At 70.7% G+C, this 17,211-nt stretch carries 17 protein-coding genes and 1 pseudogene; 8 read left to right on the forward strand and 10 right to left on the reverse strand.

Annotated features, from left to right (window positions below; genetic code table 11):
- Positions 1-1,431: 1,431 nt before the first annotated feature.
- From ACYUD3_RS15400 to ACYUD3_RS15425, 6 genes and pseudogenes are all read right to left on the reverse strand, one after another.
- Positions 1,432-1,980: pseudogene (locus ACYUD3_RS15400) on the reverse strand (RNA polymerase sigma factor); the annotation flags it as partial.
- Between the two features lie 418 nt (positions 1,981-2,398).
- On the reverse strand, positions 2,399-2,596 hold the full coding sequence (locus tag ACYUD3_RS15405) for a hypothetical protein (protein WP_470969454.1): 198 nt from the start codon (positions 2,594-2,596) through the stop codon (positions 2,399-2,401).
- Entirely contained in the window at positions 2,589-3,158 is a 570-nt protein-coding gene (locus ACYUD3_RS15410) for an RNA polymerase sigma factor (protein ID WP_470969456.1), read from the reverse strand. The genes ACYUD3_RS15405 and ACYUD3_RS15410 overlap by 8 nt, the downstream gene beginning before the upstream one ends.
- 190 nt (positions 3,159-3,348) lie before the next feature.
- The gene (locus ACYUD3_RS15415) at positions 3,349-4,824 is read right to left on the reverse strand and encodes a DHA2 family efflux MFS transporter permease subunit (protein ID WP_470969459.1); all 1,476 of its coding nucleotides are present in this window, start codon (positions 4,822-4,824) and stop codon (positions 3,349-3,351) included.
- 161 nt (positions 4,825-4,985) lie between these two features.
- Entirely contained in the window at positions 4,986-5,531 is a 546-nt protein-coding gene (locus ACYUD3_RS15420) for a hypothetical protein (RefSeq protein ID WP_470969462.1), read from the reverse strand.
- 101 nt (positions 5,532-5,632) lie between these two features.
- Positions 5,633-7,183: a beta-N-acetylhexosaminidase gene (locus ACYUD3_RS15425; protein ID WP_470969816.1), complete on the reverse strand. Its 1,551-nt coding sequence runs from the start codon at positions 7,181-7,183 to the stop codon at positions 5,633-5,635.
- Positions 7,184-7,413: 230 nt separating this feature from the next.
- On the opposite strand from ACYUD3_RS15425, the gene ACYUD3_RS15430 reads away from it, so the two are divergent.
- From ACYUD3_RS15430 to ACYUD3_RS15455, 6 genes are all read left to right on the forward strand, one after another.
- On the forward strand, positions 7,414-7,998 hold the full coding sequence (locus tag ACYUD3_RS15430) for a 2-oxo-4-hydroxy-4-carboxy-5-ureidoimidazoline decarboxylase (protein WP_470969465.1): 585 nt from the start codon (positions 7,414-7,416) through the stop codon (positions 7,996-7,998).
- 188 nt (positions 7,999-8,186) lie between these two features.
- Positions 8,187-8,567: a succinate dehydrogenase, cytochrome b556 subunit gene (sdhC, locus tag ACYUD3_RS15435; protein WP_010351863.1), complete on the forward strand. Its 381-nt coding sequence runs from the start codon at positions 8,187-8,189 to the stop codon at positions 8,565-8,567.
- Between the two features lie 7 nt (positions 8,568-8,574).
- Positions 8,575-9,057, forward strand: a complete 483-nt coding sequence (locus ACYUD3_RS15440) for a succinate dehydrogenase hydrophobic membrane anchor subunit (protein ID WP_470969469.1) — start codon at positions 8,575-8,577, stop codon at positions 9,055-9,057.
- Positions 9,058-9,076: 19 nt separating this feature from the next.
- A complete protein-coding gene (gene sdhA / locus ACYUD3_RS15445; RefSeq protein WP_470969472.1) occupies positions 9,077-10,831 on the forward strand; it encodes a succinate dehydrogenase flavoprotein subunit in 1,755 nt (584 codons plus the stop codon).
- Positions 10,831-11,604 carry a succinate dehydrogenase iron-sulfur subunit gene (locus tag ACYUD3_RS15450; RefSeq protein ID WP_470969476.1) on the forward strand — a complete coding sequence of 258 codons (774 nt, stop codon included), beginning with the start codon at positions 10,831-10,833 and terminating at the stop codon, positions 11,602-11,604. The genes sdhA and ACYUD3_RS15450 overlap by 1 nt, the downstream gene beginning before the upstream one ends.
- A 128-nt stretch (positions 11,605-11,732) precedes the next feature.
- Positions 11,733-12,500: a hypothetical protein gene (locus ACYUD3_RS15455; protein WP_470969480.1), complete on the forward strand. Its 768-nt coding sequence runs from the start codon at positions 11,733-11,735 to the stop codon at positions 12,498-12,500.
- Between the two features lie 160 nt (positions 12,501-12,660).
- Here the strand turns inward: ACYUD3_RS15455 and ACYUD3_RS15460 are convergent, their stop codons facing one another.
- Together ACYUD3_RS15460 and ACYUD3_RS15465 are read right to left on the reverse strand one after the other, a co-directional pair.
- Entirely contained in the window at positions 12,661-13,056 is a 396-nt protein-coding gene (locus ACYUD3_RS15460; RefSeq protein ID WP_470969482.1) for a DUF2752 domain-containing protein, read from the reverse strand.
- Entirely contained in the window at positions 13,049-13,510 is a 462-nt protein-coding gene (locus ACYUD3_RS15465) for a TM2 domain-containing protein (protein ID WP_470969486.1), read from the reverse strand. The genes ACYUD3_RS15460 and ACYUD3_RS15465 overlap by 8 nt, the downstream gene beginning before the upstream one ends.
- Positions 13,511-13,636: 126 nt before the next feature.
- On the opposite strand from ACYUD3_RS15465, the gene ACYUD3_RS15470 reads away from it, so the two are divergent.
- Both ACYUD3_RS15470 and ACYUD3_RS15475 read left to right on the forward strand, forming a co-directional pair.
- The gene (locus ACYUD3_RS15470; protein ID WP_470969490.1) at positions 13,637-14,044 is read left to right on the forward strand and encodes a VOC family protein; all 408 of its coding nucleotides are present in this window, start codon (positions 13,637-13,639) and stop codon (positions 14,042-14,044) included.
- Between the two features lie 32 nt (positions 14,045-14,076).
- On the forward strand, positions 14,077-14,823 hold the full coding sequence (locus tag ACYUD3_RS15475) for a TetR family transcriptional regulator (RefSeq protein ID WP_470969493.1): 747 nt from the start codon (positions 14,077-14,079) through the stop codon (positions 14,821-14,823).
- An 87-nt stretch (positions 14,824-14,910) separates the two neighbouring features.
- Here ACYUD3_RS15475 and ACYUD3_RS15480 read toward each other — a convergent pair whose 3' ends face one another.
- Together ACYUD3_RS15480 and ACYUD3_RS15485 are read right to left on the reverse strand one after the other, a co-directional pair.
- Entirely contained in the window at positions 14,911-15,318 is a 408-nt protein-coding gene (locus tag ACYUD3_RS15480; protein WP_470969496.1) for an ATP-binding protein, read from the reverse strand.
- A gap of 177 nt (positions 15,319-15,495) precedes the next feature.
- Positions 15,496-17,049, reverse strand: a complete 1,554-nt coding sequence (locus ACYUD3_RS15485; protein WP_470969497.1) for an ABC transporter substrate-binding protein — start codon at positions 17,047-17,049, stop codon at positions 15,496-15,498.
- Positions 17,050-17,211 lie beyond the last annotated feature (162 nt).

Raw genomic sequence — 17,211 nt, forward strand, 5'->3', positions numbered from 1 at the left:
CCTCCTCAGGCGTCGGAGTCACATCGGCGGACACACTCGCCCCCGGCACAGGAGCCCCGTTCCCCCCGGAGAACACCCCGGCGGAAAAGGCGACACCCCCGGCCATCCCGACAGCAACAACAGCGGCAAGCGCGAACCGGACAGTTCTGGATCTGGACCTACGCCGACCGGCAGCGGCCGTCGCAAGGCGAGCACCGGAGACGACACTGGGCACACCGATCTGTACGAGCCCGGCATCACCGACGTCACCGGGAGCCAACGCCCGTTCACCGGACGGAACTTCAGCCGGAAGCGACACCCCGCGAGCCGCACGAAACGCCCCCAGAGCCGCAGCCTCCCCCGCCAACTCCCGCTCCCCCGGCGCAACTTCAGCGGGAAGCGGCACACCGAGCCCCGTACTGGAAGCCCCCGGGGCAACGGCGTCACCCGCCACCGCACTGCCCACCGAACCCGACTCCCCATCGCCAGGCACCACTTCAGCAGAACCCGGCGCCCCCAAAACAGCGCCCTCCCCCGCCGGGACTTCAGCCGAACCCGGCACGCCCGAAGCCACACGAAACGCACCCAAGGCAGCAGCCTCCCCCGCCAACTCCCGCTCCCCTGGCGCAACTTCAGCCGGAAGCGGCACCCCCCGAGCCGCACGGAACGCCCCCAGAGCCGCAGCCTCACCCGCCAGCTCCCCGGCAGCCCCCCGCACCTCTTGAGCAGCACGGAACGCCCCCAAAGCCGCCCCCTCCCCCACAACCCCCCGAGCCTCCCGCCCCTTCCGAAACGCGGCCACCGCAGACGCCTCCCCCGCCAACTCCTCCCCCTCAGCCCCCACACCCCCCGGCACCATCGCCGACAACACCCGAGCAAGCCGCAGCACCCGCTCACGCTCCTCGGCCGCAAGGCCGACCGCATCGGGCGACTCCCCGTTCAGCAGACGTTCCGCCATGTCACGGTCCAGCCACCTGTACTGCTCGTCGGCCATCACATGTCCTTCTGCGTCCGCACGCACGCATGCGTCACACCCGAGCCCGCAGCCCCCTCGCCCCGCGGCCCCGCCTGGGTAGGCAGCCCGTCGAGCGCCCCGGAATCCACCCGATCCACCTCAGCCCCCACCCCGGCAGCGGCACAGCCCACTCCCTCAACACCGGAATCCACCCGATCCACCCCACCCCCACCGGCACCCACCCCGACCACTCCAGCGTCCGCTCCGCCCACCTCAGCCTCCACCCCACCCCCACCAGCACCCGCTCCAGCCACCCCAGCCTCCTTTCCGCCCACTCCAGAACCCACCCCGGCAACAGCACAGCCCTCTCCCGCACCCCCGACCCCGCCACCCACTCCAGAACCCACCCCAGCCCGACCGGACCCCACTCCAGAATCCACTCCAGAACCCACCCCAGCCCCCTCCCCCACGCCCACACTCATCCCAACCCCCTCAGGATCCTCCCCGATCAACTCCGCCAACTTCTTCAACCCCCGATGCGCAGCAGTCCGCACCGCCCCCGGCCGCTTCCCCAACGTCTCCGCCGCGGTCTTCGCATCAAGCCCGACCACGACCCGCAGCACAACCGCCTCGGCCTGATCCTGCGGCAGCCGCGCGATGAGAGAGAGCGTACGTCCGGTGGCGAGCGCCTCCATCGCCTCGCCGGCGGTGTCCGAGGCGGCGGCGCGGCCGGTCAGTTCGGTCTCGTCGCCCCCGATGGCGGGCCGCCGCCCCCGCATCCGGATGTGATCGAGAGAACGGTTGCGCGCGATCCGGGCCGCCCACCCCCGGAACCGGTCCGCGTCCCCCTCGAACCGCTCCAGATCCCGCGCGATCTGAAGCCACGCCTCCGAGGTCACGTCCTCCGCGTCGGCGTCCCCGACCAGTGTGCGGACGTATCCGAGCAGCCGCGGATGCACAGCGCGGTACACGGCGCGGAACGCGTCCTCGTCCCCGCCCCGCGCGGCGCGCACCGCGGCGGTCAGCTCCGCGTCGTCCCCCAGCACCCCAGTACCCGGTCTCCAAGATCAGTGGCTTGCGGCCGGTCGTCCCCGCGGGGCCCGGTCGCGGGCCTGGTCCGGCGGTGGTCCAGCCGCCGCGCGGTCCGGCGCGAAAGGCACGTTACGACCTGAAACCGCTCCCCGTCCACGCGCGTCCGCCATGCGACCGATCTGTGACACCGCCCGCTGTGACAGAAACAGACCGCCCGGCGCTGTACTAGATACGGGCCGCCGCGCGACCCGTACGTGCGACGACCGGGGCCTCTCCTGTGGGGGGTGGCGGCCTCGGTCGTCGCCTTTTCCCCAGCCGGACACCCGGCCTGACACCCAGCCGGACACCGGCCTGACACCGGCCTGACACCCGCCCGGACACCCGGCCTGACACCCGGCCAGCCGCCCGCCCGGACGGCCCACATGCACATGTCTACGACGCCCCCGGCCGCCAGTCGTCCCCCGCACGCGTAGGCGCCCGCAGCGCACCGGAGTCCCGGGCCGCCCGGAACGCCTCAAGCGCCCGCAACTCCCCCTCACAGCAGACGCCGGATTCAGCACCGGAAGCGGATTCAGGCACCCCCAACGCCTCCGCGAGCAACCCCTCGACCCCCCGCACACCCTCATCCATCGATCCCCAACTCCCGCGCCAGCCGCCTGAGTCCACGATGCGCGGCGGACCGCACGGCCCCGGCCCGCTTCCCGAGCACCCGCGCCGCCGCGGGCCCGTCGAGCCCGACGACGACCCGCAGCAGCACCGCTTCCGCCTGATCCGGCGGCAGCCGCCGTACGAGCGCGAGGGCGCGGTCGGTGGACATGGCCTCCACCGCCTGGTCGTAGGTGTCGTAGGGGGCGGCCGGTTCGACGGCTTCCAGTGAACCCCCGTGCGTGGGACGGGACTTGGCCCGGCGCAGCTGGTCGAGGGCGCGGTTGCGGGCGATCGTCGCCGACCAGCCCCGGAAGCCGGCGCCGTCGCCGCGGAAGCGTCCGAGGTCGCGGGCGATCTCCAGCCAGGCGTCGGAGGCGACGTCCTCGGCCTCGTCCCCGACGATCCCGCGGAGATACCCGAGCAGTCCGGGCTGCACGATCCGGTAGACCACGGCGAACGCCACCTCGTCGCCCTCCTGGGCCCGCGCCACGGCGGCGCCCAACTCCTCGTCCAGACGCGGCGGAAGCCCTCCTTGCTGCGGCAAAACCAGCCCCCGTAGCTGCCGGTGTCACAAGGGTGACGGCCGCCGCGATCCACCCCCGTGGGACCGCGCCGGCCGCCGTCCGCAACGCGGCCCTCACTGATCCCAGCGGACGACGGACGGAATTCATCACGCCATGGGAGTGTGCGACGGGTCACATCAACACGGGCCGCGCGCAGGCGAGTTGCCCAGATCACCCCACAACACCCGACTCCACCTTCTCCCCCTCCCCGACCGCCCCCAGCACCGCCGCCCGCCGGGCGTCGATCACCGTCCCCGCGACCAGCGCGGCCAGCAGCAGCGCCCCGAGCGCCCACCAGGTGGCGACGTTGAAGCCGTGCACGCTCGCCTTCGCGACCAGCGCCCCCCGGTCCGCCGCAGCGGCGGCGGCGTGCGCGGCGAGGTAATGGCTCGTGACGCTCGCGGCGATCGTGTTCAGCAGCGCCGTCCCGATCGAACCCCCCACCTGCTGGGCGGTGTTGAAGGTCGCGGAGGCCGCGCCGGAGTCGCTGGGGGCGACCCCGCCGGTGGCCAGGGACAGGGACGTCATGAAGGCGGAGCCCATGCCGAGGCCGAGGAGGAACAGGCCGGGCAGGATGTGCGAGGCGTAGGCCTGCTCGACGCCGACCTGGGCGATGAGGACGAGCCCGCCGGCCGCGACCAGCAGCCCGGGGACGATGACCGCGCGCGGCGCCGCCCGGTGCAGCAGCCGCGCCGCGATCTGCGTGGACCCGATGATCATGCCGACGGTGATCGGCAGGTACGACACCCCGGTCCGCACCGGCGACCAGCCCAGCACCCCTTGCAGGTAGTAGGTGAGGAACAGGAACACCCCGAACATGCCGATCGTGACGAGCAGCACGGTCAGGAACGCCCCCACCCGCTGCCGGTCCCGCACGATCCGCATCGGCAGCAGCGGCACCCGCGCCCGCGTCTGCCACACCCCGAAGACCCCGAGCAGGACGACGCCCAGCGCGAGCATCGTCAGCACCAGCCCGTCGCCCCAGCCCCGGGGCTGGGCCTCGGAGAAGCCGTAGACGAGGGCCAGCATGCCGCCGGAGCCGAGCAGCGCGCCCGGCACGTCGAGGCGGGCCTGCGGGTGCCGGCCGCCGGACGGCAGCAGCGGCATCGCCGCCGCGAAGGCGACCAGCGCGATCGGCACGTTGACGTACAGGCACCAGCGCCAGTCCAGGTACTCCGTGAGGAAGCCCCCCGCGAGCATCCCGATCGCGGACCCGGCGCCGACGATCGCGCCGAACACCCCGAACGCCCGGCCGCGCTCCCGGGGGTCGGTGAACGTCGTGTTGAGCAGCGCGAGGGCGGCCGGCGCGAGCAGCGCCGCGAAGACGCCCTGAAGCGCCCGCGCCCCGAACAGCATCCCGGAACTGACGGCCGCCCCGCCCAGCGCGGACGCCCCGGCGAACCCCAGCAGGCCCGTCATGAACGTCGTACGGCGTCCGACGAGATCGCCGACCCGCCCGCCGAGCAGCAGCAGGCCGCCGAAGGCGAGGGTGTAGGCGGTGATGACCCACTGCCGGTTGCCGTCCGACATGTGCAGCGCGGTCTGGGCGGAGGGGAGAGCGATGTTGACGATGGTCATGTCCAGTACGACCATCAGCTGGGCGAGCGCTATGACGACCAGCGCCCACCATCGACGACTGTCGGCCATGCCGGCCTCCCGAGTCGGGGACGGTCCCGAGGTCGCTTTCCATGCTGACCCCGCGCCCGAGCCGTTGGGAACGGCGGCGTCTCTTATTACGGGGATTTTGCCTTGGCCGCCGACAGATGCGCCCTGTGTTCCCTCACTGAAACCTCAAGCGCCCCCGCCCATCAAGCCACCCGCTCCCGCCGCGACACCACCGCCTGCACCACCCTCCGCCCCTCCGCCGACACGTCCAGCGCCCGCCGCAGCCCGCTCGCCGCGTGCCCCGCGATCGCCTCCAGCACGGTCACCTGCCGCCGCAGCTCCGCCGCGACCAGCGGCGGCAGCCCCGCGTCGAGGCCGTCCCCGCGCGGATCGCCGGAGTCGTCGCGCGCCGAGGGGTCGAGCAGCCGGTGCACCCGCAGCGCGCCGAGCGAGCAGCGGTCGGCCCACACCCGTACGTCCGCCCCGGTCCGCGTGTCCGGCGCCGCGTCCAGGAGCTGCCGTACGAGCAGCGCGCCCGGGTCCTCGGGGGCGGGCCCGAACTCCCCGCGCACGGACTCCACGAGCGCGCCCCACTCGTCCGGATCGGCGCCCGGCGAGAGGTTGCCCCACAGGGGCCGCAGCACCTCGTCACCCCCGCCCGCGAGCGACACGCACCGCTCCAAACAAGCCACCCCGCTGACCGCGCACTCCCACTCGTCGGCCCGCTCCATGAGCCCCAGCAGACCCATCCCCGCCTCCCTCTCCCGCAGTTCGAGCGACAGCGGCCCAGTCAAACAGGGGTGCGCGGCGACACGCCAGGGTTACCGGGTGCCGAAGATTTCCGGCCACCTCAACTCACCTTCGCCGCCAACGCCTTGAACTCCGCCCACCCCATCCCCGGCGTCCGCGCGTCCCACAGCTTCTGCGCCACCGCCCGCAACGGCATCCGCACCCCCGCCGCGACCTGCGCCTGCGTCTGCGCCCCGGACAGGTCGCACCACACCGCGAACACCCCGCCCAGGATCTGGGAGTCGTACGAGGAATCCACCGCCGTCGTCCCCCGCAGCACCCTCGGGGTCCACTGCTCGTAGATCCGCCGGCCCGTCGGATAGACGAAGGTCTGCGGCTCGCCGAGGACGTAATACAGGTACTCGTCGTTGTAGTTGACGACCTTGCGGCCCGCCGCCAGATACTCGGCCGGCTTGCGCGCGCCCAGCTCCTTGCCGGTCCAGTAGGCGACTTGGAGGTCCTTGGCCGCCTGGACGGTGCTCCCCTTGTAGAACCCGTCGTTCCAGGCCCGCATCGTCCGGTCGTGTGAACGCACCACGTCCGCACGGCCGTTGAGCCAGCCGGTCGCGAGGTCGGAGACGCCGGCGCCGGAGCCGTACGCGGTCCGCGCGGCGGCGGCGAGCTGGGGGTAGGAGGCGGCGGGGTCGGCGACGGTCAGCGCCTGGTACTCGTCGCCGCCCAGGTGCCAGGACCTGCCGGGGAACAACTCGACGTACTCGCCCAGCAGTTCGTCGACGATCGTCGCGGACGCGCTCTTGGAGATGTCGATGGCGCCCTTGGTCGCGACGCCCTGGGCGTTGCGCAGTTGGAGGTCGGGGTGGGCGGCGATGACCGCGCCGAGGTGTCCGGGCGAGTCGATCTCGGGGACGACGTCGATGTGCCGGGCGGCGGCCAGCTCGACGATCTGCTTGACCTGCGCCTTGGTCAGATGCTCCTTGGACACCACCTCGGGGTGGGTGTCGGAGGCGATCCGGAACCCCTGGTCGTCCGAGAAGTGCAGCCCCAGCTCGTTGAACTTCAGATCCCCCAGCTCACGTATCCGGTCCTCGATCCACCCGGCGGAGAAGTTCTTGCGCGCGATGTCGAGCATGAACCCGCGCACCGCCTTGGCGGGCCGGTCCTTCACCACCCCCTCGGGCGCGCTCCCGCCCCCGCGGACCTCCTGCTTCAGCGTGCGCGTCCCGTAGAACACCCCGGCGCCGGAAGGCGCCGATATGACGACCCGCCCCGCCGCGACGGTCATGGTGTACGACTCCGCGCCCCCGCTCCCGCCCGTCTCCAGACGCAGATCCCCGTCCTTCTGGTCGGCGGCCTGCCCGGCGTACGCCATCCCCAGCTCCCCGGCTATCAGCCGCCCCTCGGCGGCGAGCGAGGCGCTCCCCACGACCACCCGGGATTTGGCGGCCGGCTTCCACCCCGGCCCGCGCGCGGCGGTGTGCGAGAGGACGGCGGGGATGGTGCGGGGCGCGGTGGACAGGGGGTACGAGGAGGCGGGCGGCCGGGAGGAGGCGGTGAGGGAGGACGCCTGCTCCGAACGGGAGGCGGCGGAACCGGACCCGGAGCCGGAGGAGGCCCAGACCCCCACCCCCGTCCCGAGCCCCACGGTCGCCAGGAAAACCCCGCCGACCACGACACCCCGCCGGTTACCGCGCGGCTTACGACGCCTGCCTCTCCTCCTGTGCCCGCTCACGCCGTCAACCCAGATCCCGGCCGTCGACCGCCTTTGTCCACCGCATGTTTCAAAACTCTCCCGTTTGAGTGAAATTCGGGCAACTGTCGTACAGGCCACGACCGCTCTGGATACGGTGACGCCACATCCGCACCCCTTGCCACATCACACTCGTGACACGAGGACCGAAGCTGTCCGCGCACCGCCTGGCCATACCGGCCCTGCCAGAACAATCCTCTCCGACGACTTCTACGCACCCCCCGTTGACGGCGTTCAACACAGCCCCGCCAACAGAGGCACACCACATTCTCCTGTCTTGCCTGCACAGCCGCATCTGGACCCAGAGGGTGGCGGAGCACAGGCCGTACCCGACGCTGGACGCGCTGCTGGCGGCGTCGGAAGAGGCCGCGTACGACTTGACCAGGGCGGACCTGGCGGAGGCCCTGGCGGCCGAGCCCACACCGGTCCTGCCTCCCGAGAGCTACGCGGCAGCCCACATGGCCCTGAGCGCGGCACAAGCCGCCTACGAGGCCAAGTTCGGCCACACCTTCGTCATCTGCCTGGCGGACACCCCGCCCCAGGAGACCCTGGACCGCGTCCTGGAGGAAATCCGATCACGATTGACAAACGATCGGGAGGACGAGTGGGTGGTAGTGGCAGACGAACTAAGGGGATTGGCAAAGCAACGGCTCGGAGAGCAACTCAGGGGCGCGGGGAACTGCGCGACCAGCCACAACGGCGCCGCACCCGGCATCTAAACGGGACACCCCATCCCAGATGCCGCATCGCTCACCCATACGCGTGCCACTTTGATCACACAGGTAGGCCCCCTGTAAGCCTGACCCCACGGCGTAGCTACGATGCTGGGGGCCGGTGGACCGTACCCGGCCGGGCCGACCGACACTAGAGCCGGCAGGCCCCAATCCCCGCTCCCGGAGGGACTTCCGTGCCGGCTGGAACGCTGTACCGCGGCCGGGAAGGAATGTGGTCCTGGGTGGCTCACCGAGTCACCGGCGTCCTCATCTTCTTCTTCCTGTTCGTTCACGTGCTGGACACCGCTCTCGTCCGTGTCTCGCCCGAGGACTACGACAAGGTCGTAGCCACGTACAAGACCCCGATCGTCGCGTGCCTGGAGTACGGCCTCGTCGCCGCCATCCTGTTCCACGCGCTCAACGGCCTGCGCGTCATCGCCGTCGACTTCTGGTCGAAGGGCCCGCGCTACCAGAAGCAGATGCTCTGGACGGTCGTCGGGCTGTGGGTCGTGCTGATGATCGGCGCGATCTACCCCGTCCTCGGCCACGCCGCCCGCGAACTCTTCGGGAGCTGAGACACCGATGGCCACCACTGAAACCCCCGCGTCCGGCATCGGCCCCGTCGAGGGCGGCTCGCTGTACGACGTCGACCACCCGGCCCCGCTGATCGAGGCCCCGCGCAAGCGCACCACGAAGACGCCCCGCTCCACGCGCGGCAACTTCGAGATGGTCGCGTGGCTGTTCATGCGGCTGTCCGGCATCGTGCTGGTCGTCCTGGTCCTCGGCCACCTGCTGATCCAGCTGGTGCTGGACGGCGGTGTCTCGAAGATCGGCTTCGCGTTCGTCGCGGGCCGCTGGGCGTCCCCGTTCTGGCAGGTCTGGGACCTGCTGATGCTGTGGCTCGCGATGCTGCACGGCGCGAACGGCCTGCGCACGGTCATCAACGACTACGCGGAGCGCCCGAACACCCGGCTGTGGCTGAAGGGCCTGCTCTACACCGCCACGGTGTTCACGATCCTGCTGGGCACGCTGGTGATCTTCACCTTCGACCCGAACATCCGCTAGGCACGGGGCTGCGACCAACATGAAGATCCACAAGTACGACACCGTCATCGTCGGCGCGGGTGGCGCCGGTATGCGCGCGGCCATCGAGTCGACGAAGCGCAGCCGCACCGCCGTGCTGACCAAGCTCTACCCGACCCGCTCCCACACGGGCGCCGCGCAGGGCGGTATGGCCGCCGCGCTCGCCAACGTGGAGGAGGACAACTGGGAGTGGCACACCTTCGACACGGTCAAGGGCGGTGACTACCTGGTCGACCAGGACGCCGCCGAGATCCTGGCGAAGGAGGCCATCGACGCGGTCCTCGACCTGGAGAAGATGGGCCTGCCGTTCAACCGGACGCCCGACGGGACGATCGACCAGCGCCGCTTCGGCGGGCACTCCCGCAACCACGGTGAGGCGCCGGTGCGCCGCTCCTGCTACGCGGCCGACCGCACCGGTCACATGATCCTCCAGACGCTGTACCAGAACTGCGTGAAGGAGGGCGTGGAGTTCTTCAACGAGTTCTACGTCCTGGACCAGCTGATCACCGAGGTCGACGGGGTCAAGAAGTCGGCCGGTGTCGTCGCGTACGAGCTGGCGACCGGTGAGATCCACGTCTTCCAGGCGAAGGCCGTGATCTACGCCTCCGGCGGTACCGGCAAGTTCTTCAAGGTGACGTCGAACGCGCACACGCTGACCGGTGACGGGCAGGCCGCCTGCTACCGGCGCGGGCTGCCGCTGGAGGACATGGAGTTCTTCCAGTTCCACCCGACCGGCATCTGGCGCATGGGCATCCTGCTGACGGAGGGCGCCCGCGGTGAGGGCGGCATCCTGCGCAACAAGGACGGCGAGCGCTTCATGGAGAAGTACGCGCCGGTGATGAAGGACCTGGCGTCGCGTGACGTCGTGTCCCGCTCGATCTACACGGAGATCCGTGAGGGCCGCGGCTGCGGTCCCGAGGGCGACCACGTCTACCTCGACCTCACCCACCTCCCGCCGGAGCAGCTGGACGCGAAGCTCCCGGACATCACCGAGTTCGCGCGCACCTACCTGGGCATCGAGCCGTACACGGACCCGATCCCGATCCAGCCCACCGCGCACTACGCGATGGGCGGCATCCCGACGAACGTCGAGGGTGAGGTCCTCATCGACAACACCACCGTGGTTCCGGGTCTGTACGCGGCCGGCGAGGTCGCCTGTGTCTCCGTGCACGGCGCCAACCGGCTCGGCACCAACAGCCTCCTCGACATCAACGTCTTCGGGCGCCGCGCCGGCCTCGCCGCCGCCGCGTACGCGCAGACGGCGGACTTCGTCGAACTGCCGGAGGACCCGGCGCGGTTGGTCGTCGACCAGGTCGAGCGGCTGCGCGCGTCGACGGGCACCGAGCGGGTGGCGACGCTGCGCAAGGAGCTCCAGGAGACCATGGACGCGAACGTCATGGTCTTCCGCACCGAGCAGACGATCAAGACGGCCGTCGAGAAGATCGCCGAGCTGCGCGAGCGGTACCGGAACGTCTCGGTGCAGGACAAGGGCAAGCGGTTCAACACCGATCTGCTGGAGGCGATCGAGCTGGGCAACCTGCTCGACCTGGCCGAGGTCATGGCGGTGTCGGCGCTGGCCCGCAAGGAGTCGCGCGGCGGTCACTACCGCGAGGACTACCCCAACCGCGACGACGTCAACTTCATGCGCCACACCATGGCGTACCGCGAGGTGGGCGACGACGGCACGGACTCGATTCGTCTCGACTACAAGCCGGTCGTCCAGACCCGCTACCAGCCGATGGAGCGTAAGTACTGATGGCAACTCCCGTTCTGGACAAGGCGGACGCGGCCCCCGAGCCCGGTTTCGCCGACTCCCCGTACATCACGGTCACGTTCCGCGTCCGCCGCTTCAACTCCGAGGTCTCGGCGGAGGCGGTCTGGGAAGACTTCCAGCTGGAGATCGACCCGAAGGAGCGCGTCCTCGACGGCCTCCACAAGATCAAGTGGGACCTGGACGGCACGCTGACGTTCCGGCGTTCCTGCGCGCACGGCATCTGCGGCTCCGACGCGATGCGGATCAACGGCAAGAACCGCCTGGCGTGCAAGACGCTGATCAAGGACATCAACCCCGAGAAGCCGATCACGGTCGAGCCCATCAAGGGCCTGACGGTCCTGAAGGACCTGGTCGTCGACATGGACCCGTTCTTCCAGGCGTACCGGGACGTGATGCCCTTCCTGATCACGAAGGACACCAACGAGCCGACGCGTGAGCGCCTCCAGTCGGCCGAGGACCGCGAGCGGTTCGACGACACCACCAAGTGCATCCTGTGCGCGGCGTGCACGTCGTCCTGCCCGGTGTTCTGGAACGACGGGCAGTACTTCGGCCCGGCGGCCATCGTCAACGCCCACCGCTTCATCTTCGACTCGCGCGACGAGGCCGGCGAGCAGCGGCTGGAGATCCTCAACGACCGTGACGGCGTGTGGCGTTGCCGGACGACGTTCAACTGCACGGACGCCTGTCCGCGCGGTATCGAGGTCACGAAGGCGATCCAGGAGGTGAAGCGCGCGCTCATCACGCGGCGCTTCTGATCCCCTGCCTTCCTCGGCATCCGACCCCGTTCTTCCCGTCAACTCGTGGAGGAACGGGGTCAGTTGTGTGATGATCTTGGCTTGAAGACTCGTTGATTTACTTGAGAGTTCAAGACAAACTCAGGGCCATGGCACTTCTGAGACGCGCGTTGACGGGCGCTCTGGCGACAGCCGCCCTCCTCCTCGCACTTCCCCCCACCACCGCCTCCGCTTCTCCCGCGGTGGCCCAAGAGACCTTCGACCGGCTCCCGTTGGGCCCGGTCTCCGCGGGCAAGGGCTGGACGGCGGAGACGTCGAACGGCACCCTGACCGTCGTACCGAGCACAACAGGACGTCCCGGCAGGGAAGTTCTGCTGCACACCGAGGGCAACGGCAAGGCGTTCCTGTCGTTCCCGCTCAAGTCCCTTCCCGGCAACAGTCTTTGGGCGCGGCTGCGGGTGAAGGTCGACGCCTTCCCGACCGCTCCCGACTGGGCGCACTGGACCCTCGCCGAAGCCTCCGGCCCGGACTCCCCCACCTTGGTCCGGCCGCTCGGCGGTCAGTACGCACCTACCGACAACGGCAATTTCTGGGGCGTGGGCTCCGACCTGGGAGTGACGGGTGACTGGACGAACTGGCGGACCTCGGCCCCTGCGACGGCGGGGAAGTGGAGTTGCGTGGAATTCCACCTCGACGCGGACGACAACAAGGTGACCGTGTACTTCGACGGAGCCGAGCGGTCCGCGCTGACGGTCTCCACGAAGAACCACGGCGGCACGTCCGACGACTTCGCCTTCCCCTCCTTCGACAAGCTGAAGCTGGGCTGGCAGCTGTACCAGGGCAACCCCTCGCCGGCGTCGTACGACGTACGGATGGACGACATCGCGCTGGCCACGAGCCGCGTGGGCGGCTGCTGAGACCGGCCGGACGCCCATCGGACGGACGCTGACCGCAGCCGACGCACGTCAGCGCTCCACCAGCAGGCCCCCGCCCCCGGGAGAACTCGGGAGTGGGGGCTTCGTGGTTGTTCCCTGGTTGTTCTGTGATCGATTTCCGGCCAGATGAGCGGCAGGGCGCTCAGACGGTGTTGCGTACGACGGTCCAGGCGACGGCGAGGCCGAGGACGGCGGCCTGGGCGCGCGGGCTCAACTCCGGCCGCCAGCGCCTGCGGTGACGTATCCCCTCCCACATCCAGCGGCCGAGGACGGCGAGGGCGAAGGGGGCGGCGAGGAGGAGGGCGCGGTTGTCGAGCCAGGCCTCGGCCGGGCGGCCGTGCATGAGGTCGTACACCATGCGGGTGCCGCCGCAGGCCGGGCAGAGCAGGCCGGTGAGGGCGCGGAAGGGGCACTGGGGGAGCAGGTGGCCGGGCTGGTGCGGGTCGGTGCCGTAGAGGTAGGCGGCGCCGGCCGCGCCGGCGGCGAGCACCGCGAGGGGGGCCGCCGCCGGGTGGCGGAGCGGGTGGCGGTCAGCCACTGCGCAGGACCCGCCCGTCGGAGTCGGTGGTGGTGCTGCCGGTCAGCAGGATGATCCCGTCGATCAGCGCCCAGATCCCGAAGCCGCCGCAGGTGAACAGCTGGGCGAGGCCCAGGCCGACGTGCCCGATGTAGAAGCGGCCGACGCCGAAGGTGCCGAGGAAGAGCTGGAGGATGCCGGCGACGATCTTCGACTTCTCGGAGTACGGGCGGCCGTAGGGGTCGAAGCCGTAGGGGGCGTACGGGTCGCCGGTGTAGGTGCCGGGCGGCGGCGGGTAGGCGTAGCCCGGGGGCGGCGGATAACCGGGCGCTCCCGGCCCCCCGGGGCCCGGCGGCGGGTATCCGGGGCCCGGCTGCTGGTACGCCCCGGGAGGCGGCCCGTACGGCCCGGGAGCGGCGCCGGGGTAGCCGTACCCGGGCGGTGGCTGCTGGGGCTGCTGAGGCTGTTCGGTCACGGTGAATGCTCCCCCGGGGTTCTTCCGACTGTCTGATGTGCGGTCCATCTTGCCGGACGTGCGCGCCGCGAGGCGACGCCCTTGAAAATGACCCGATCCAGGCGGTTATGTGCCTATGGTGACGGCATGTCAGATGACGAGTCGTACGAGCTGCTCGGGTTCGACAACGTGCTGTTGCCCGTGGGGGATCTCGGGGAGGCGGTGGCGTTCTACGAACGGGCCGGGTTCGCGGTCGGGTTCCGGTTCGACGAGGCCGGGATCGTGTTGCTGAAGGTGGGCAGCGAGACCCCGGGGCTGCTGCTCCAGCTGGAGGCGGCGCTGCCGCGCCGGGCCGCTCCCTGGGCCTGTCCCCGGGTGTGGATCGAGGTCCCGGACGCGCGCGCCGCCGCGCTGCGGCTCGGGGAGGCGGGGATCGCGGCCGTCGACGAGCCGTTCTCCACGGCCACCGGGTGGACGGTCGAGGCGGCCGACCCCTGGGGCAACGTCATCGGGTTCACGGACTACAGCAAACGCCCGGAGCTGGGGCGGCGGTGACCTGGGCGGACGCGGCTGGTTAGGCTCCGTCCGTGTCCGCGAAGAACGACGGCCCCGGCGGGGCCGGTACGACCAGCAAGGCCGAGCTGACCCGTGCGCTCATCCTGGAGACGGCCATGCGGCTGTTCCGGGAGCGGGGGTACGACAAGACGACGATGCGGGCCATCGCGCAGGAGGCCGGTGTCTCGGTCGGCAACGCCTACTACTACTTCGAGGGCAAGGAACACCTCGTCCAGGGGTTCTACGACCGGCTCGCCGCCGAACACCGCGCGGCGATCCGCCCGTTGCTCGACTCGGACGGTGACTTCGAGGAGCGGCTGGCCGGGGTGCTGCGGATCTGGCTGGACGTGGCCGCGCCCTACCACGAGTTCGCGGTGCAGTTCTTCAAGAGCGCGGCCGATCCCGACAGCCCCCTCAGCCCCTTCTCGCCGGAGTCGGCGGAGGCCCGCGCGGAGGCGATCGGGGTGCACCGGGAGATCCTGGCGGGCGCGGCGAGGACGAAGGTCCCTGAGGAACTGCGGGATCTGCTGCCGGAGTTGATGTGGCTGGCGCAGATGGGGCTCGCCCTGTACTGGATCTTCGACCGCTCGGCGGGGCGGGAGCGCAGCTATCTGCTGGCCGAGCGCGGGGCGAGGCTGGCCGCGCGCGGAGTCTCGCTGGCCCGCTTCCGGGTGCTGCGGCCGCTGCTGCGGGAGGTGCATGAGCTGTTCACGGAGTTCTTGCCGGGGATGACAAGGATGCTGCCGGGTCCGCAGGGGCTGGCGTCTTCTGAAGGGTGACGGGGCCGGGGGCGGCGTCTTCTGAAGGGTGACGGGCCGGGGCGGCGTCTTCTGAAGGCTGACGGGGCCCGTTGCGTTGACGCCTCCTCAGCACCGCCCGTCCGGCGGGATCAGTGCCCATACGGTCTTGCCGTGCCGCCCCCTGCTCCAGACGCCCCAGGCGGCCGTCAGATGGTCCACGAGCCGCAGGCCCCTGCCGTGCTCGGCGCTGTCGCCGACGAGCCGCAGGCGGGGCTCCTGGTGGTTCTCGTCGGACACCTCCAGCAGACAGGAGCCGTCGGCCAGCGCGGTCACGGCGATCTCGAACTCGCGCTCCTGGGCGGGGCCGTGGCGCACCGCGTTGGTGGCCAGCTCGGAGACGACCAGGAGGGCGTCGCGCAGGGCGGGGGCGTCCGGGGGGTGGCCCCAGGCGGTGAGGTGGTCGCGGACCCGGTGCCGGGCGAGCCCCACGGACGCCGGGTGCCGGGGCAGCCGGAAGGAGTTGCGTCTCAGCACATCGGCTCCTCGGTCCCGCGCCCGCCTGCCGTCGCCCGCCTGCCGCCGAAAAGGACCGGCGTGGGGTGACTGCCCGGTCCCACCGCAGGTCATGCCCGCGATGGGACCGCCTTGACGCGATCCGACCAGCTCCGACCGGAACTGATCGGAACCGGCCGGACAACTGACCGGGACCGGCTAGATCCAGTCCAGGCTCCACAGGCGGAAGACGCCGTTGCCGTCGTTGAGGTACTGGCCGCCGCCGACGTCCTGGGTGGTGACGACGTAGTCCTTGCGCTGCCACAGGGGGATCACCGGGGAGTCCTCGGCGACGGCCTCCTGGACGCGGCGGAAGTCGTCGGCGACGCGGCTGCGGTCGGCGTACTGCTGGCTGTCCTTGATGAGGTCGTCGACGGCCTTGTTGCTGTAGCCGGTGTTCATGGTGGCGTCGGTGCCGATGAGCGGGCCGGCGAAGTTGTCGGCGTCGGGGAAGTCGGCGACCCAGCCGACGGCGTACGCGTCGAGCTTGCCGGTGGCCCACTGCTTCTGGAAGTCGGACCACTCGTAGCCCTTGACGTTCACCTTGAACAGGCCGGTGGACTCCAGCTGCCGCTTGAGCTCCTGGGCCTCCTCCTGGGCGGTGTCGCCGACCTGGCCGTAGCCGTAGGTGAAGGTCACCGGGGTGGAGACGCCGGCCGCCTTCAGCAGGGCGCGCGCCTTCTCGGCGTTGACCTTGGGGTAGGCGTCGAAGTAGGAGGTGGTGTGGCCGGTGATGCCGGTCGGGATCAGCGAGTACAGCGGGTCGACCGTGCCGTCGTAGACGGTGTTGGCCAGGGTCTGGCGGTCGATCAGCCAGGCGATGGCGCGGCGCACGCTCGCGTTGTGCAGGGGCGAGCCCGCGCGGGTGTTGAAGTACAGGTTGCGCGTCTCGGAGCTGTCGGCCTCGCTGACCCGCTGGCCGGGGTCGCTGGCGTTGAGGGACGAGAGCGTCTTGGGCGGCAGCTGGCGGGTGGCGACGGAGATGTCGCGGGCCTTCCAGGCGGCCTCCAGCTTGTCGGGGTCCGCGTACTGGCGCAGCTCGATGGCCTTGCCGGGGGTCACGGCGCCCTTGTAGCGGCCGCTGGGCTCGAGGTCGGCCTTCTTGCCCTTGGTGTAGGCGCTGAGCGTGTACGGGCCCGTTCCGTCGACACCGTTGTCGGTGCGCAGCTTGTCGGCCGGGTACTTGGTGCTGTCGACGATCGAGCCGACGCCGGTGGCGACCTTGAACGGGAAGGTCGCGTCGCCGGACGACAGCTTGAACGTGACCATGCTGCCGTCGGCCTCGACCGACTTCAGCGTGGACAGCAGCGACGCGGGCCCGACCGGCGAGTTGATCTTCTTGATCCGGTCGAAGGAGAACTTCACGTCCTTGGCGGTGACCTTGCGCCCGCTGGGGAACGTCAGGTCGCCGCGCAGCTCGCACTGGTACGTCGTCAGCCCGCCGCCCACGAAACCGCAGCTCTTGGCCGCGTCCGGGACGGGTGAGACGCCTCCGGGGGCGTAGGTGAGCAGCGACTGGAAGACGTTGCTGTACAGCGCCCAGGAGCCCGCGTCGTACGCGCCTGCCGGGTCGAGTGAGGTGATCGAGTCGGTGGTGCCGACCACGATCGCCTTGTCATTGGCCTTGTCCGACGGCAGCAATTGCCAGCCGCCCACGCCGGCGGCCGCGAGTACGACGACGCCCGCGATGATCCGCATGCGAACTGATCGCATGGTGGTGCCCTGCCTCCCCAGGCCCTCAGAGGGACCCAGTCCTACGAAGAAAAAAAGCCACTCCCCTTAACAGCCGGCTCACCCAATCACACGGGGTTTCGGCTGGGGAAGGGAATCTGGCGAGATGAGAGAGAACTTACCCGAACAGTTGTTTACGCCGGG

This window comes from Streptomyces sp. AMJ-169 (assembly GCF_055597585.1).